Annotated in this window: 16 protein-coding genes; 11 read left to right on the top strand and 5 right to left on the bottom strand. The window is 49.0% G+C overall.

The genetic code is table 11. The annotated features are described in order from the left end of the window. Positions 1-110: 110 nt before the first annotated feature. The gene (locus FD32_RS06960) at positions 111-629 is read right to left on the bottom strand and encodes a cell wall elongation regulator TseB-like domain-containing protein (RefSeq protein WP_047767306.1); all 519 of its coding nucleotides are present in this window, start codon (positions 627-629) and stop codon (positions 111-113) included. A gap of 94 nt (positions 630-723) precedes the next feature. Beyond that, positions 724-3594 (bottom strand): helicase C-terminal domain-containing protein, encoded by a 2871-nt coding sequence (locus FD32_RS06965; protein ID WP_420323848.1) that lies wholly within the window; start codon positions 3592-3594, stop codon positions 724-726. 163 nt (positions 3595-3757) lie between these two features. On the opposite strand from FD32_RS06965, the gene mvk reads away from it, so the two are divergent. The 4 genes from mvk to fni all read left to right on the top strand — a co-directional run bounded on the left by mvk (position 3758) and on the right by fni (position 7931). Continuing rightward, positions 3758-4708: a mevalonate kinase gene (mvk, locus tag FD32_RS06970; protein ID WP_047767309.1), complete on the top strand. Its 951-nt coding sequence runs from the start codon at positions 3758-3760 to the stop codon at positions 4706-4708. Continuing rightward, on the top strand, positions 4708-5679 hold the full coding sequence (gene mvaD / locus FD32_RS06975) for a diphosphomevalonate decarboxylase (protein ID WP_047767311.1): 972 nt from the start codon (positions 4708-4710) through the stop codon (positions 5677-5679). Before mvk ends, mvaD begins: the two co-directional genes overlap by 1 nt. Positions 5680-5705: 26 nt before the next feature. Then, positions 5706-6821, top strand: coding sequence for a phosphomevalonate kinase (locus FD32_RS06980; RefSeq protein WP_047767313.1), 1116 nt, complete (start codon positions 5706-5708; stop codon positions 6819-6821). Positions 6822-6884: 63 nt separating this feature from the next. Then, positions 6885-7931 carry a type 2 isopentenyl-diphosphate Delta-isomerase gene (fni, locus tag FD32_RS06985; protein ID WP_191980290.1) on the top strand — a complete coding sequence of 349 codons (1047 nt, stop codon included), beginning with the start codon at positions 6885-6887 and terminating at the stop codon, positions 7929-7931. Positions 7932-8196: 265 nt separating this feature from the next. On the opposite strand, the gene FD32_RS06990 is transcribed toward fni, so the two are convergent. Together FD32_RS06990 and FD32_RS06995 are read right to left on the bottom strand one after the other, a co-directional pair. Beyond that, the gene (locus tag FD32_RS06990) at positions 8197-9063 is read right to left on the bottom strand and encodes an SPFH domain-containing protein (protein ID WP_047767316.1); all 867 of its coding nucleotides are present in this window, start codon (positions 9061-9063) and stop codon (positions 8197-8199) included. A gap of 21 nt (positions 9064-9084) precedes the next feature. Next, positions 9085-10458 carry an RsmB/NOP family class I SAM-dependent RNA methyltransferase gene (locus tag FD32_RS06995; RefSeq protein WP_047767318.1) on the bottom strand — a complete coding sequence of 458 codons (1374 nt, stop codon included), beginning with the start codon at positions 10456-10458 and terminating at the stop codon, positions 9085-9087. 137 nt (positions 10459-10595) lie between these two features. Here FD32_RS06995 and FD32_RS07000 point away from each other — a divergent pair, with 137 nt between their 5' ends. From FD32_RS07000 to FD32_RS07010, 3 genes are all read left to right on the top strand, one after another. After that, complete coding sequence (locus FD32_RS07000) at positions 10596-11408, top strand: Cof-type HAD-IIB family hydrolase (RefSeq protein WP_047767320.1); 813 nt, start codon at positions 10596-10598, stop codon at positions 11406-11408. A gap of 99 nt (positions 11409-11507) precedes the next feature. Continuing rightward, positions 11508-12806, top strand: a complete 1299-nt coding sequence (locus tag FD32_RS07005; RefSeq protein WP_047767322.1) for a Y-family DNA polymerase — start codon at positions 11508-11510, stop codon at positions 12804-12806. Next, positions 12754-13107 carry a hypothetical protein gene (locus FD32_RS07010; protein ID WP_152666501.1) on the top strand — a complete coding sequence of 118 codons (354 nt, stop codon included), beginning with the start codon at positions 12754-12756 and terminating at the stop codon, positions 13105-13107. The genes FD32_RS07005 and FD32_RS07010 overlap by 53 nt, the downstream gene beginning before the upstream one ends. A gap of 158 nt (positions 13108-13265) precedes the next feature. On the opposite strand, the gene FD32_RS07015 is transcribed toward FD32_RS07010, so the two are convergent. Further along, entirely contained in the window at positions 13266-13508 is a 243-nt protein-coding gene (locus FD32_RS07015) for a hypothetical protein (RefSeq protein ID WP_047767326.1), read from the bottom strand. 668 nt (positions 13509-14176) lie between these two features. Between FD32_RS07015 and FD32_RS07020 the strand changes: the two genes are divergently transcribed. The 4 genes from FD32_RS07020 to FD32_RS07035 are packed head-to-tail and all read left to right on the top strand — an operon-like array spanning position 14177 to position 17130. After that, a complete protein-coding gene (locus FD32_RS07020) occupies positions 14177-14836 on the top strand; it encodes an amino acid ABC transporter permease (protein WP_047767328.1) in 660 nt (219 codons plus the stop codon). Further along, positions 14817-15494 carry an amino acid ABC transporter permease gene (locus FD32_RS07025; protein ID WP_047767330.1) on the top strand — a complete coding sequence of 226 codons (678 nt, stop codon included), beginning with the start codon at positions 14817-14819 and terminating at the stop codon, positions 15492-15494. The genes FD32_RS07020 and FD32_RS07025 overlap by 20 nt, the downstream gene beginning before the upstream one ends. Before the next feature lie 16 nt (positions 15495-15510). Continuing rightward, positions 15511-16251 (top strand): amino acid ABC transporter ATP-binding protein, encoded by a 741-nt coding sequence (locus FD32_RS07030; RefSeq protein WP_047767332.1) that lies wholly within the window; start codon positions 15511-15513, stop codon positions 16249-16251. 21 nt (positions 16252-16272) lie between these two features. Beyond that, positions 16273-17130: a transporter substrate-binding domain-containing protein gene (locus tag FD32_RS07035; RefSeq protein ID WP_047767333.1), complete on the top strand. Its 858-nt coding sequence runs from the start codon at positions 16273-16275 to the stop codon at positions 17128-17130. Positions 17131-17206 lie beyond the last annotated feature (76 nt).

Consider the following 17206-nt stretch of genomic DNA (forward strand, 5'->3'; position numbering starts at 1 on the left):
AAAAAAAGCGCGCTCCAGGTCTAGCTAAGGACAATCGCCGGCTCATTCCGTGCCAACGACCTTCCTATACTAGCCAAACGGAACGCTCTAATACTTTTTCCCAACTTCAGCTACAAATTATTAATTTCTTGAACGTAATGACCAGTCTTAAAGTTGATCAGGTCATAGCATAGGTTACCCTTCTTATTACGGTAGGTAACTTCCCAGACGGTCTTATCATTAAACACCCCGGGTGCCACTTTCAAAATTTCTGTTGGGCGTCGGTTGCGGCTGGTCATTGCCCGAACCTGCTGGGCAGAGAGCCCCGCGTTTTGCTTCAGAACCCGGATATTGCCACCCTTTTGCGGGACAATCACCATAATGGGTTGACCACTCCGGTTCTTTCCGGTAACCGTGTAAAAGGTGCTTTCCCGGTTATAGATGTAAAAGTGCTGCGGATGCTGCAAGTGGGCATACTTTTCAGCCATCCGGGTTGCCTGCCGCTTGGCCTCTGCCCGCGGCTGGTTGCTAACTGCAAAAATGCTCCAGCCGAGCAGGAGGACCAGCAAAATGGCAATGATAATGTTTCGAAGCGTTCGCAGGGCCGATCCACGATCATGGGCCCGTTGAACTTCGCGCCGACTTTGCATATTATTCTTCCCTTCCTCAATCTAGTATCACTTAACTGCCATATTCGATATGTCAATCTTTATGATTATACCAAATAATTTACTTAATCAGGAATTAATGCCCCTTTTTTAAGAAATTATTTGTTGTTTTGACCAACTGGTCCGTTGGTAAGACATCGACCGGGTAGTCACGCTTGATGCTCCTCATGATTGTTTCACCATAGCGCCGGGCTACCAGGCGGGGGTCCAGGATGACGGCCACCCCGGTGTCCTTTTCCGTCCGAATCAGGCGACCAATTCCCTGCCGCAGGCGCATGGTTGCCTGGGGGAGCTCGGACTGGTAGAAGGGATTCTTCCCCTGCCGACGAAGTAGGTTGTTATGGGCCCGGTTCATGATCTCATCCGGGGCATCGAATGGCAGCCGGGTGATAATCAGTAACTCAAGGGCCGCCTGGGGCAGGTCGATCCCTTCCCAAAAGGAAGTGGCGCCTAGCAAGACGGCATTCTGTCCCGTCGAGAATTGCTTCAGGATTTTATCGCGGTTGCCGGTAATTCCCTGCGCCAAGATGTCCCGCTGGTCGAAGAGGTCGGTCTCCCGCAGTTGGCTATAAACTTGTTCAATCATTATCAGCGAGTTAAAGAGGATCATCGTCTGGCAGTTCGACTGCTTGGTCAGCTTGTAAATCGTTGATGCCAAGTAGTTAATGTAGTCCGCATTGTTCTGGTTACCCGGCAAGGGGGCATCCTTTGCAATCAGGACCTTCGAATGGTGCTGGTAGTCAAACGGCGAACTAAAGCGCTTGGTAAGGGTCCCCTGCCGCTGAAGATCGAGCTGGTGGTAAAGGTATTGTGACCGGGCCGAGGTAAAGAGGGTGGCCCCAATGAAGAGCGGCTGGGCAAAGTACGGGTAGACACTCTCCGTCAAAAAGTGGTTGGCAGCCAGCAGTCCCCCACTCAACCGCATAGAACTTCTTTCCGTTGATTGGCGAATCGTCAACCAGAAGGCCGCTTCATCCCCGTGTTCACGCAGGGTTTCGTTAAACTGATTTAGGGCGGTGTCTGCGTCCACCAATTTAGCCAACTGGCTTTGGAACTGATTCATCAAGTAACGGTCGCTGAGCAACCAGCGGTCCGCTTGCTGGGTAAAGATGTGCTGGAGGGCTAAAAAATGCAGTTGAACACTACCGAGCGCCTGCTCAAGCTCCATCATCGTTGGCCCGCTCACGTCTAGTAATTCTTGAAGCTGCTGGTTATCAAGCGGCTGTTCAATCAGTTCATCCTCAACGTTTCCGGTAACCTGGTTTTTAAACTGCCGGAACAGGGCCTGTTGAAAGTCATTAATGGCCGCTTCAACATGGGTCAGGTCCTCTCGTAATAGGTCAACGTTATATCCCCCAAGGGCGTGAGTGGCAAAGATGCTCGTTAGGTTACGGTCACTACCATTATTTACCAAACCACTTAGGACGTGGACCGCTGCCCGGATCTGGGGGAAGTTAAATTGCCGGCGCGATTGACGAAGAATACTACTGCTCAAGTGCTGAGCCTCGTCAATTACCAGGTAGGGCCGGCGGGTCCCATCGCCAAGTTCTTGAGCATGGGCAACCAAGTAGGCGTGGTTGGTAATGACAATATCTGCCTGGTCAAGACGCTTATCCCGACGGACTAAAAAGTCATCCTGGTAAAACTCGTTATGAGGATTTAACGTCCGGACCCCGCGGTGGCGAATTTCCGTAAAGTATGGTGACCGGGCAGTCGTTAGGTTAAGCTCATCTAAGTCCCCACTCGTGGTTGTCGTCAACCAAACAAGAATCTTGGCTTTCAGCATTTGGACCAGTTTGGAGTCTTCAATAATACTCAGCGAATGGACAAACTTACCGAGGTCTAAATAGTGTTGGTTTCCCTTGACCACCACACTGTTAACCGTAAAGGGCAAAACGTTATTTAACTGCTGAACCGCCTGCGTGGCAATTTGCTCCTGGAGGAGGTTGGTCGCCGTGCTGACTACGATCCTTTTATCCGGGTAAGCCGCGTAAACTAGCGGGAGAAGGTAGCCAAGGGTCTTCCCACTCCCCGTCCCGGCTTCAACGACCATGTTCTTTGGCTCATCATGGGTATAGTTATTGTAGATGCTGTTCATCATCTTGGCCTGGATTGGGCGAAACTCCAGCCGGTCACCATACAGCTTTTGCTTGGCCCGCTTCGTTTTCGGGTAGCGGACCTTTGCGCTTTGCTTTTCAACAGAAAGGGGACGCTGCTTATGGAGGACAATTCCATGGCTGACGTACAGGTCCTCACTTAGCGGCTGGGGACAATCACCCCGGTGCGCCAGCTCATCACTAAAGACCGCCGCCGTCTGCTGCGGCAGGGCTAACTTTAGTTGCACCAGGTGGTGGAGAGTAATTGTCGGCAAGTCATGGACCCGTTTTAAAAGGTCCACTAGCAAGTGAGCCGTGGCTTCCGCATCGGAAACGGCACTGTGCGGGTGGTCATGCTCGATTCTTAGAGAACTTGTCAGGTCCCGCAAGCGGTAACTCTTGGCAGTTGGTAACAGGATTTGACTAAGGGTGACCGTGTCGATTGCCTTAATCGGTAGTGAGGGGTAACCCGCCCGCTCTAGTTCCGCGTTTAAAAACGGGAAGTCAAAGTTAACGTTGTGGGCAACAAAAACGGTGTTACTAAGGAGACTATAAACGGTCGCGGCAACATCATCGAACAAAGGCGCAGATCTGACGTCCTGGTCATGAATACCAGTCAGCTGAACAACGGAACGTGGGATTCGTGTGCGCGGGTTCACCTTGGTCTCAAAGTGATTAATAATCTCACCATCCTGGACTAGTACGCAGCCAATTTGGATAATACGGTCACCGTGATTAATGCTGGTTCCCGTCGTTTCCAGGTCCACTACGGAATAGATAGGCGCCATCTTATCACGCTTGCGTGACTTTTTTTGGATTTTTTTATTCAAACTATCACCGGATTTCTCCATAATTACTAGTATTATCATACACCATTCGTCCCCCAGTTGTCGTGGCCCGCCTCTTTAGCAATTTATTTAGATTTGGTAACAAGTCGAAGTCAACCCTTTTACATTTCTACAATTTAAGTTATGATGATGAATGGAATTTCTATCTATAAGAAAGTAGGTTACGATGGTGAAACAACAAGGGATTGGAAAGAGCCATGCAAAAATTATTTTGATTGGGGAACACAGTGTCGTTTACGGACAACCAGCAATTGCCCTCCCACTCCCCAACGTTAAATTAACGGTAACCATCGATCGGCGGGCTGACCAATTACAGTTGGTCAACAGCCGTTATTTTGACGGACCAGTAAACGAACTCCCGAACAACATGTTAGGGGTTCAAAAATTAATCAACGCCCTAATAACCAAATTCACCGGTCAAGAAGACGGTTGGCAATTAACGATTGACAGCCAACTTCCGGCAGAACGCGGGATGGGCTCTTCAGCAGCGACGGCAGTTGCAATCGTGCGCGCTTTTTTTGATTACTACGAAAAAAAGTTAACGCGAAAAGAGCTGCTTAAGTTAGCCGACATCGAAGAGCAGATCACCCACCGAAGTCCATCCGGCCTCGATGCCGCAACGGTTTCCTCTGCTAACCCCCTTTACTACATTAAGGGCCAGGCGGGTAAAGCAATTGAAATGAACCTAAGTGCGACAATGGTGATTGCGGACACCGGTATCAAGGGCGCAACCAAAGAAGCTATTGCCAGCGTCCAGCAGTTGTTAAAGGCCCAACCAGACAAGGCCCAGGCCCACATTGAACACTTGGGTAACTTAGTCAACGCAACACGGGACTTCCTTAAAAATAATGAAGTAATCAAATTAGGGACAGTCCTAAATGCGGCCCAGGCAGACCTGCAGGCACTTAACGTGAGTGACAAAAGCCTTGATAATCTGATCACGGTCGCCCGACACAACGGCGCCCTTGGTGCTAAGCTGACCGGTGGGGGCCGGGGCGGCTGCATGTTTGCCATTATGCAAACGGCCCTGGGTGCCCGGCGACTTGCTAGTATTCTGAAAGAAAGTGGCGCCAAACATACTTGGATTCAGCCGTTTGACCAACGGGGGGAAGAATAATGGCAACGGCGCGAGCACACACAAATATTGCCCTGGTCAAATACTGGGGAAAACGTGACCAAAAGCTGATTCTCCCGGAAACCGATAGCTTATCACTCACCTTGGACGAGTTCTATACAACCACCACGGTTGAATTTGATGAGCAGTTAACAGCTGACCAGGTAACAATCAATGACCGCTTGCTGGATAAAAAGAACAGTCAAAAGGTCCGCAACTTTCTTGACCTAGTTCGCCAACGTAGCGGTGAGTCTGCGTACGCCCGGGTTACGTCACATAACCACGTCCCAACCGCGGCCGGCCTTGCCTCTTCCGCCTCGGCATTTGCCGCCCTCGCTGGAGCAGCCAGCGCGGCGGCCGGGATGTCACTTGACCGGCGGGATCTTTCCCGCTTGGCACGACGCGGTTCCGGTTCCGCCACCCGGTCGATCTACGGGGGATTAGTTGAGTGGCGAAAAGGCGACGATGACCTGACCTCTTACGCGAATCCAATCATGGAAGACGTTTCCTTTAACATTGAGATGCTTGCGATCCTAATTGATACCAAGAAAAAGAAAGTCTCAAGCCGTTACGGGATGCGACAAAGTGTTGCCACTTCCCCCTACTACAAGGTATGGCCAGAAATTGTTGCCCATGATATGGTCGCCATCAAACAGGCCATTTTGGCCCATGACATTGACGCCATCGGTCAAATTGCCGAAACAAATGCCCTCCGGATGCACGCTCTGACTCTATCAGCGGACCCGGGGTTTACATACTTTAACAGTGATACGCTGCGGGCAATGAATGCTGTTCGGACACTTCGCGAAAGTGGTATTAATTGTTACTTCACAATTGATGCGGGTCCAAACGTCAAGGTCATTTATGACCAACGCAACCGTCAGCCAATCTATGATGCCCTCACTAAGCAATTCGGCAAGGAACGGCTAGTGGTTTCTAAGCCGGGCTCCGGTATTAAAATTTGGAATGATTAAATTTGATGAGAAGGGAAATTTAGCAATTGATTACAGAAAAAGCACCTGGAAAACTTTACATCGCCGGTGAATACGCCGTTGTTGAAAATGGCTACCCGGCAATCTTGGTCGCCCTCGACCAGTTCGTCACCTGCACGATCAAAGAATCCACCCGTGAGATGGGCCAAATTCTTAGTCGTCAGTACCATAATGACCAGTTGTCATGGCGGCGAATGGGTGATCAGATGGTCGTTGATAAACGTGATAACCCATTTTCATACATCCTATCTGCTATCCGGGTAACCGAGGAGTACGCCCGAACCTTTGAACGGGAACTACGCATTTATGATATCCAGATTGACAGCCAGTTGGATAATAAGAGCGGTCGTAAGTATGGCCTCGGTTCTTCAGCTGCAGTGACAGTGGCAACTGTGAAGGCCCTCTGCCGCTTCTATAATTTGCCAGTGACTAAGGACACCATCTTCAAGTTAGCGGCAATCGCCCACTTTGAAGTCCAAGGAAATGGCTCTTTGGGGGACGTGGCGGCCTCCGTTTACGGTGGCTGGATTTCTTACCACTCCTTTGACCGGCAGTGGCTAGCTCAGCAGCGAAAATACTTAAACATCAAGTCACTGGTTGACCTCCCCTGGCCGGATTTAAGAATCGAGCCCTTGCACGCGCCAAAGAACCTCCAATTGCTGATTGGTTGGACGGGTAAGCCGGCATCAACTTCACAGTTAGTTGACAAGATTTCTCTCTTTAAGGCGCGTCAGCAAGATGAGTACCGTCACTTCTTAGAGGAAAGCAAGGCCTGCATCCAGCAAATGGTTAACGGTTTTCACGACCAGGACCTTGAGGAAATCAAACGTGAGATCCGCTATAATCGTGACCTTTTGAAACAACTAGGCACCAACTCGGGAGTTAACATTGAAACGCCAGTCCTTCACCAGCTGTGTCAGATTGCAGAACAATTCGGCGGAGCGGCCAAAATTTCTGGTGCTGGTGGCGGTGATTGTGGAATCGTGGCAATTGATCGTGACGGCGACAACTTTAAAGGGGTTCTGAAGTCATGGGCAAAGAACCACATCGAACAACTACCGTTAAATGTTCACTTCATTGCAGACGTTAAAGAGAAGATTCAAAAACACTTACCATTACACTAAAGAATAAGAGGCCGGAGATTTTCTCTAGCCTCTTCGTTTTACTATTAATATAAGGAGCTGGCAATCATGGAATCACAACAAGCGCAACGCAAAAACGAACATCTTTCTCTGGCAACCAAGTATTATCAACAAGCTCATGTTAATAACCCCTTTGACCAGGTTCGTTTGATTCACACCGCCTTACCAGAAAAGGCAGTTAGCGACATCCACCTTACGACCGCCCTTGCTCCAGGACTAAAGCTGACAACTCCCTTTTACATTGAAGCAATGACCGGAGGGAGTAACCAGGCTAAAGAAATCAACCGGCAGTTGGCCTATCTGGCTGCTAAACATCATTTAGCCATGGCAACCGGTTCAGTTAGCGTGGCTCTTAAAAATCCACAATATCGCAGCTCTTTTAAAGTTGTCAGGGAAGAAAATCCTGACGGGTTAGTAATTGCTAATCTTAGCGCAAAGGCAACCATTAGTGAGGCTCAAGATGCTGTTGACTTGCTGGAGGCCAACGCTATTGAAATACACCTTAATGCTGCTCAGGAACTGATAATGCCGGAAGGTGACAGAGCTTTTTACTGGCTAACCAATATCAGGAATTTAGTTAATACTCTTAATATACCAGTAATTGTCAAAGAAGTTGGCTTCGGTATGAATAAAGAGGATGTGGCCCGATTAAGCAAAATTGGTGTCAAAATTATTAACGTCAGTGGTCGGGGTGGTACAAACTTTGCTATGATTGAAAATCGTCGTAACCATCAGACAAATTTTAATTCCATGATTGATTGGGGACAAACAACTCCAGAAGCCTTATTAGAAGCCCAAGCAGCAGGAAAAGATACCATAATTATCGCCTCCGGTGGAATTACTTCGCCGTTAGATGTAATTAAGTCTGGAGTCTTAGGCGCACAAGCTTGTGGAGTTGCAGGATATTTTCTTAATGTCCTGGCACAAGGCGGCGTTAATGCGCTTGACCATACCATCAATGAATGGAAGGTAGTAACTACCCGCCTTTTGACCTTACTGGGGGTTAACAATTATGCTGCCCTCCGCAAGGCCAATTACGTGCTCGGTCCACAGTTACTTAGTTACGCGAATCAGCGGCACCTAAAGGCTTAAAAATAAATAGAGGGGGACTGTGACATAATTCTCCTATATAATTGAAAATGCTGTAGCACAGTACACAAAGCGGACTCTAGTGTTGGATTCTCCGAACACTAGAGTCCGCTTTGTGCTTTTTAAAGACTTGCTTCGCTTCGAGGTGAGTTCCCTACAAGCTCGCTCCGCGTCGAAAGACAAACTAGCTCACTTGCTCCCCTTTTATCGCCAGATATTACACAGTAATCGCGGGAAACAAGCTTGCCCGATTTTCGCCATTTTAGCTTTAATTATTCGTTCCCGTATTGATTATTGGCTGCGTGCCCCGTTCACTAACGATGGCGACCATAATGTTATTGATGATCTGCAAACGTTGGGCATCAGTCAAGTCAAGGTCAGTCTCCTTAGCAAGACGGTCAATCGCGTCCTCCGTAATGGAGACCGCTCCTTCAACAATGATCTTTCGGGCCGACAGGATTGCCGCTGATTGTTGCTTTTGCAGCATCGCGCTGGCAATCTCCGTTGCGTATGCCAGGTGAGTCAAGCGGGTCTCGATGATCTGGACCCCTGCGACATTCAGCCGCTCCTGCAGTTCCGCCGTCAGTTTGTCGGACACCTCCGTTGGGTTGCTCCGCAGGGTCAGCGCCTTTTCGTCCTCAAACGTGTCATACGGGTACTCACTCGCTACGTGCCGAATTGCCGATTCACTCTGGATCTGGACAAATTGCTCGTAATCATCAACCGCAAAGAGGGCCTTGGCAGTGTCAACCACCTTGTAGACAATCACCGCCGCAATCTCCACTGGGTTCCCCTTAGAGTCGTTCACTTTGAGGATCTGGCTGTTAAAGTTGAACACCCGTAGTGATACCCGTTGCTTATCCGTAAAGGGAACCGTTAAAAATAGGCCCGCGTCACGAATCGTCCCGATGTAGTTTCCAAAGAAGGTCAATACCTTGGCTTCGTTTGGTTGGATAATGGTCAGTGACGTTGCCGCAATCAGGACCACCACCAGGATGATTCCACCAACAATGATTGGACCATAACTACCGTGGTGGGCACCGATATAAACCAGCCAAGCCCCTAATAGGGCCCCCACAATCGTCAGCAATAAGGCCAAGTAGCCATTTATATGAAACGCATTTTTCTCTTTCATCACTAACTTCAACTTCCTTTCTTAAAACCGTAATCCCTTAGGATAGAAGTTCTTTATCGTCCCGTTGACCAGCTTACCAAAGCCACAGGGCAGGTTCTGACAATAAAGGAGGTACCAGCCATTCGGCCGCTTTTCTCCTTTTCTTATGACATCCCCGTGAACATATTGGCGCCATTGGTCATGGTCAAGTTCAATTGCCCACTTCGTTTCCGCCGGCCGCATTGTCAACGCCAAAGCCAGGGCCGGTTCAAAACGTCGTTTTTTAAATGTCCCCAGGTGAAGGCCCGGCCGCAAAACCGTTAACCCTTCCACTGACGAAATTCCGGCGGGGAGGTCGTACAATTGGTCGCCATAGGTTAAGAGGTGGTTGGGCTGGTAGTCCGGCAATAGCCGTGCACAAAATTCAGAAAACAGTTGGCGCTCCTCCTTAGACAGCTGACCAGCCGCTTGACGCCGCCGCTTTTGGCGGTGCTGCCGTCTTCTGGGGGTCACTGCTAACGTATCACTTTCGGCCTTCTTAAACTTAGCTATAAAGTGCCCTTCCCCTTTAATATGGTGGGGAAAAAGCCGGACCGCCTTCGCCAGTTCTGGATTGTTGTCTGCCCATTCTGGTCGACCGCTATCCATTCCCGGATACTTTTTAATATTGACCATCGCCAGGTCCAGGTACGTTTTAAGCAGCCAGGCGGCATTTTGCTCGTCTTCTTCGGGGGCGAAGGTGCAGGTCGAATATACCAGGATTCCGCCTGGCTTCAGCATCTTTAGTGCAGAGGCGAGAATCTTTTGCTGCCGGTTTGCACACTCAGCCGGGTAATCGGGGTTCCAGTACTCAATCCCTGCCGGCTCTTTGCGAAACATCCCCTCACCAGAACACGGAGCATCCACTAAAATCCGGTCAAAAAAATGGGGAAACTGTTTTTCCAACTCAGCCGGGCTCTCGTTCGTGACGATGGTATGACGGGTACCCCACCGTTCGAGATTTTCCGCTAGAACAAGGGCACGCTTGCGAAAAATCTCGTTAGCGACCAGTAATCCCTGGTCACCCATTTTGGCTACCAGGTGGGTCGTCTTTCCACCGGGAGCCGCACACAGGTCCAAGACCCGCTCACCAGGCTGGGGATCAACTACTTCCCCCACATACATTGCCGATGGTTCCTGGCTATAGATTGCCCCGCTGGCGTGGTCAAGGGATTTGCCGACCACCGGCCCCCGGTAACCGGTGGGGACGTATTCCACTTTCCCCGTCGCCTGGGCCAAGGCTTCTTTAGGTGCCGCTTTTAACGGGTTGACCCGGAAACCACCGGTGCTTGGCTGGTCAAAGGATGCTAAAAAAGCTGGTGCTTCATCCCCTAACAAACGCTGGTACTTTTTTACAAATTCACTCGGTAATTGCATTGCTCACTCCTCATTTCTTCCGTACATTATACCGTATTTCACTCGCAACCACTAACGCACAGAATAAATGGTTCACATTCACAATAATTTTGCGTATAATACGGTGATAAAGATTTTTGAACGAAGGAGTGAAAGTCGTGGACCAACATTTGATCGCCCTTGATTTAGATGGTACCACCCTTAATAATGCTTCCCAGCTGACCACAGAAACAATTCGGACACTGCGGGCCTTGGCAAATGACGGCCATATCGTCAGTATTATTACCGGTCGTCCCTACCGAATTGCCCGCCGCATCTACGACCAGATTGGTATCAAAACCCCAATGGTCAACTTCAACGGGGCCCTTACCCATATTCCCCACGAAGCATGGAACGGTGAGTATGAGATTGAGCTAACCCGGGAACTGGCCCTGGACCTTCTTGACCACCAAAAGGAGCTCGGCATCAAGACCATTACCGTTGAAGATAAGTTCCACGTCTGGGCCAACCACCCGACAAAGGACCTCCCAGAATTCTTACCGGACCACCTTACCAAAGACCAGTTGCTGACCCACCACAACCTGACTGAAGACCCAATCGCCCTCACAATCGAATATCATCCTGGTGAAGAGCACAAGATTATCAAGGCCGTTAACCAGAAGTACGGTGATTTTGTCGAGCCCCGGGTCTGGGGTGGTTCCTATAATATCCTAGAGCTGATTCATCGGGGAATCCATAAGGAATCCGGGATGTTTTACATCGCAAAGCAGTACAATATCAGTAAGCAAAACATTATTGCTTTCGGGGACGAGCATAACGACCTGGAGATGCTCGACGCTGCTGGCCGGGGAGTTGCAATGAAGAACGCAGTCCCCGCCGTTTTAAATGTTGCGGACGATGTAACCGCCGTTGATAATGACCACAATGGATTAGCTAAGTACTTACAAAGCTATTTTAAATTAGCAATTTAAATTGGAAGCTGTTTTTTCGGTTTCTTTTTATTTTTCGTTATTTACGAACAGGCGTTCTTATGATATGTTTTAAACGAACAAATGTTTGGAGAAGGTAACATGGATTATTCAAACGAACCCACGGGAGTTTTCCTGGTAATTGACAACAAATCTTTTTACGCGACGGTTGAATGTGCAATGCGGGGCCTTGACCCCCTCACAACCCCGCTCGTGGTCATGTCAGAGGCGGCCAACACCGGTGGAGGGTTAATACTCGCCTCCTCTCCCATGGCCAAAAAGCTTTTTCATATTTCGAACGTCAACCGCAAGCGTGACATCCCCAATGATGGACGCCTAATCGTTGTTCCCCCACGGATGAACCTCTACATTGAAAAGAACCTGGCGGTCAACCATATTTTTAACCAGTACTGTGCCGATGAGGACCTCCTCCCCTATTCCATCGATGAATCAATCCTGGATATTACCCACTCTTGGCACCTCTTCGGTAACAATATTCTCCAGGTAATCCGGAAAATCCAGCACCAGGTAAAAGAAGAACAAGGGTTAGTAACTACGGTCGGCCTCGGTAATAACCCCCTCCAGGCCAAAATTGCCCTTGATATCTACGCCAAGCACAACCAAGAGTTTGTCGGCGTCATCACGAACCAGACGGTCAAGCAAAAGATTTGGACCATCCCACAAATTACCGACGTTTGGGGAATCAACCGCCGGACCCAGGCGAATCTCGCCCGACTTGGTATCCATAACATGGACCAGCTTGCCCACTGCAACCCGTATGAATTAAAAAAGGCACTGGGCATCATTGGAACTCAACTGTACGCGACGGCGTGGGGAATCGACCGGACATGCCTCCAGGAAACAATCCTCCATAAGGACAAGTCACTGGGTAATTCTCAGGTACTGCCTCGCGACTACTGTGAGCAGGGTGAAATTGAAGTAGTAATCAAAGAAATTGGTGCCCAGGTGGCGGCCCGCTTACGTGCCCACAACAAGCAGTATCACGGTGTCTACCTGCGAATCGGCTATTCATTAGGTGTTGAAGATGCAGATGGGCGAACCGGGTTTGCCCACGCGCTCAAGTTGAGTGACGCAACGGCGGAGACAACCACCATTAACCGCCAACTTATCTTTATTTTTGAAAAATATTGGAACCAGCAAGCACCGGTCCGGACGGTTGCCGTCTCTTGTACGGCCCTTACTTCCCGTTATGGTGAACAATTAAATATCTTCAATGTTCCCAAGCCGTCAGCAATCAGTCTGGAAAAAACGATGGATACTATTCGAAGAAGGTATGGTAAAATAGCCATCATCCGGGCAAACAGTCTGAAGAAGGGTGGGACCTTTATTGAACGTGCAGGACTTGTTGGCGGCCACAGTGGCGGACAAAGCCTGGAATAGGAAACAGGGCCGCCTAATTATCAGCCGCATTAATAAACTCTTTAAAAATTTTCCGCAAACTGAATACCAGGTCGGTATTAACTACTATGCACCTGATAAGGGCTACAGTCTCTTTTTTAGCATCAAGAAAAAGGGTACCTACCAGCGGTCAATTCCTTTAGCAAGGTACCCCAACCTCAGTTTTACCAACTTACTCGCTATTCTGACGGTAGTTAGGCAAACGTACCACTTTACGTTTACCTACACGAACTTTACGAGCGAACAACGAAAGCAACTATATCGAAAGGTCGATCGACAATGATTCATATTTATAGTGACATTGAAGCCGATTCGGTAGCAAATAACTTTTTCAAATACGATTATCATGACCGCGGCAAGATCAAATGGGACGGCTTTTTCTTGTCGGAGTACACCGCCGCATTAAAAAAGCACCGTCAGTATATCGACGGTGCCCAAAGTTTAGTGCAGAATCTTAAAAACGTACGCAACAATTAGGACAACAAACAAGGCCGTGGTAATAATGGTGAAACCGCGGTGACCACGAATAAATTGGTCCTTAAACAGAATCATTACGCAGCCCCCACAGGCGATGATCAGTCCCAAGACAAGCGTGGCCATTTTCCCCTGCCCACTCATGGTCAGAGAAAAAGCAGCGATAATAATTCCAATAATTAAAAGCAGCAGTGAAACCTTCGTACGCATAGTGTTCGTCCTCCCCCTTATAAGTTGATAACAGCGCCTAATAAGCAATTTTATTTAATTTTATGAACTTTTATCTAAAAATTTTGTTATAATAATGGGGCTGTGACATAAGTACTTTTACCAAGTTCAAATACGAACAGCGCGGTACGCAAATGGGCTCCAGTGTCCGGTATAACCGAACTCTGGAGCCCTATTTGCGCTCGCGGGGGCGTGAAAACGAAGTCATAAATGACTTCTGTCACGCTCCCAACATACTTCTACTAGGGGAACTATGACGTGGGTGCCATGGCTCCCTTAGATATTTTACCATTAAATTTATTTTTTACTTCTAAAAATTTCGGTCAAACTGCTATTTTTCAAATAAACTAACAAAAAGTTAGCAATTGCTATTGACATAAAATTAAAAACGGATTAAAATACAAGCAATCATTACGAAAGGGGCACGATTTAATGCTGAACTCTGCTATGCCAGCTCAAGTTTGTTGTTCATGTTGCTCTTCTTGCAACGTGTCTTTTGGCATAGGGAAAATTCAGTATTCGTACTGCTAGTTTAAAGCATAACTGGGTCAGTCCATGCCCGGTTTTTCAAAAGCTAAGCCCGCGATTCTGGATTGAATTGCAGGCTTTTTTGTTTTTAACTAGCTAATGATCAAAGGAGGTTGAAGTAAATGAATTGGACAGTGATTCAGCAAAGTCTTCCTGAATTCGCCCAGGGATTCAAATTAACCCTGTGGCTCTCATTTGTCGGGATCATTGGGGCAATCATTGTTGGAATCATCAGCAGCTTAAGCCAGTACTTCCGGGTTCCGGTTGTTGGAAAGATTGTTGGTGCCTACGTCGAAATCGCCCGGAACACGCCTTTGCTTATCCAGCTATTTTTCTTATATTATGCTTTCCCGGTAATGGGAATTAAAATGGCGGCCCAGACCTGTGGGATTATCGGTCTGATATTCCTCGGTGGGGCCTACATGGCAGAAGGTTTTACCGGCGGTTTCAACGGGGTTAGTAAAAGCCAACTCGACAGTGGCCGGGCGCTAGGGATGAGCGATTTCCAGCTTGCCCGCTACATCGTCTTCCCCCAAGGATTTGCCCTGAGTATGCCGGCCCTGGCAGCCAACATCATTTTCCTAATCAAGGAAACGTCGATTTTCTCGGTGATTGCCATCCCGGAACTGACCAATACCGCATTGGATTTGATTGGGATGTACTACCAATCCAACGAATACCTATTCGTCCTGGTCGTCGCCTACGCAATCATCTTGATTCCACTAATTGTCTTCTTAACCTGGCTCGAAAGGAGGGTTCGCTATGGCACATTCGGGGATTAACGTTTTATTTGAAGGCACTAACTTCGCCCGCTTGATGGGTGGACTCTGGACCGCCGTGTGGATTGCGGCCATTTCACTCATAATCGGCCTGGCCCTCGGCACCATCCTGGGGATGCTGCGAACCCTGCACAACCGGGTCATCCGCTTTATCCTCCTGATGTACCTGGAGTTTTTCCGGATTGTTCCAACCGTCGTCCTGCTTTTCCTTGCTTATTACATCCTGCCCCGCCAGTTTAACGTTAACTGGCCGGCAACCTGGATGGCTGTTTTGGCCTTCTCCCTATGGGTATCCGCTGAATTTAGCGATATCGTCCGGGGGGCGCTGGAATCCATCCCCGTCCACCAGCGGGAATCTGGCTTGGCCCTCGGCTTGAACCAGTGGCAGCTCTTCCGCTACGTCTTGCTTCCCCAAGCAATCCGCCTGGAACTACCGGCAACGATCAACCTGGCAACCCGGGTCATCAAGACAACCTCCCTCCTGTTAATGATCAGCATCATGGACGTGATCAACGTTGGTCAGCAAATCATCGAAGCTAACAACCAGAACTACCCAACGGGGGTCTTCTGGGTCTACGGTTTAATCTTTATCCTCTACTTTATCATCGACTACCCCCTTTCCCGGTGGGCTAAACACTTAACCGCCAAGCAGAAATACTAATTGAGAAGGTGAAACGATGGCAGAAGAAATATTAAAAGTTGAACACCTTGATAAATACTATGGGGACTGGCAAGCCCTCCACGACATTAACTTTTCAATCAATAAGGGTGAAGTGGTCACCCTACTGGGGCCTTCAGGTTCTGGTAAAAGTACCCTGATCAGGACCCTCAATGGCCTGGAGTCTTACCGCAAGGGTACGATCTACTTCCAAGGGAAAAAGGTTGACCCTAATCCTAAAGAATGGCAGGCCCTCCGTCAAAAGATTGGCATGGTCTTTCAGAGCTACGACCTCTTCCCCAACCTGACCGTGATGGATAATATCCTCCTGGCCCCCACCAAGGTTCAGGGTCGCGATAAGGAGGAAGTGCGTAAGGAAGCCCTGGCCTTGTTAGACCGGGTGGAACTGCGAAAACACGCGGATTCATACCCCCGCCAGCTTTCAGGAGGCCAGAAACAGCGGATTGCGATTGTCCGCGCCCTGGCCATGCACCCGGAACTGATGCTCTTCGATGAGGTTACCGCTTCGCTCGACCCAGAGATGGTCCGCGGCGTCCTCAAGATCATTAAGGAGCTATCAGACCAGGACCACATGACCATGATTATTGTCACTCACGAAATGAACTTTGCTGCTAAGATTGCTGACAAGGTTCTCTTCCTTGAAAAGGGCAAGATCTTAGAAGAGACACCGGGAAAGCAATTCTTTGACCACCCCCAGACGGACCGGGCAGCCGAGTTCTTGAATAGTATGGATTTCTAATTAAAAAGGAGATTGATAATTATGAAGTTTAATTGGAAGAAAATCATTGCCGCTGGTGCCGTGCTCGCCGGCGCCGCAGCCCTCTTTGTGGGCGCTAATGCTGTTAAGCCAACCCACGTTCACGCCGCTGATAACGCCAGTACAGTGAGCGCAATCAAGAAGCGGGGCCAACTCCGGGTCGCTGTCTTTGGGGACCTGCCACCATACGGCTGGGTCAACAAGGATGGCAAGCGGGTCGGCTATGACGTTGAATTAGCCCGCCGGATGGCCAAGGACCTGGGCGTTAAGCCAAAGTTCGTCCAGGTTAACGCCAACAACCGGGTGGACACTCTAAACTCAAACAAGGCTGACATCGTCCTGGCTAACTTCACGGTTACGCCAGAGCGGAAGCAGGCCGTTTCATTTGTTAAGCCATACATGAAGGTTTCTGTTGGGGTCGTATCACCAAAGAACAAGAAGATCACCAAGATCAGCCAACTGAAGGGCAAGAAGGTCATCGTTACCAAGGGGACTACGGCCGAAAACTACTTCACCACGAAGCAGCGGGGCGTCCAACTCCTGAAGTTCGACTCCAAGACACAACAGTTTAACGCCCTCAAGAACAACCGGGGTGCGGCCCTGGCCGACGATAACTCCTACCTTTACGCTTGGGTCAAGAAGAATCCAAAGTACACCGTTGGGATCAAGAGCGTGGGCCCTCACCAATACATCGCCCCGGCAGTTAAGAAGGGCAACACTTCCCTCCTCAACTGGAGTAACAAGGAAATCACTAAGCTGAACAAGGAAGGCTTCTTCACCCAGGACTACAACCACCAACTGAAGCCATACTTCGGTAGTGAAGTTAAACCATCCGACATTGTTCTAAAGCAGGGTAAGTAATTAATACTCAAATCTAATAAGGGGTTGTGACAAAAAGCCTCTGAATCAGAAGCTCCATTCGGAATTTGACAAAAAT

The organism is Limosilactobacillus panis DSM 6035, from assembly GCF_001435935.1.
Taxonomy (GTDB): domain Bacteria; phylum Bacillota; class Bacilli; order Lactobacillales; family Lactobacillaceae; genus Limosilactobacillus; species Limosilactobacillus panis.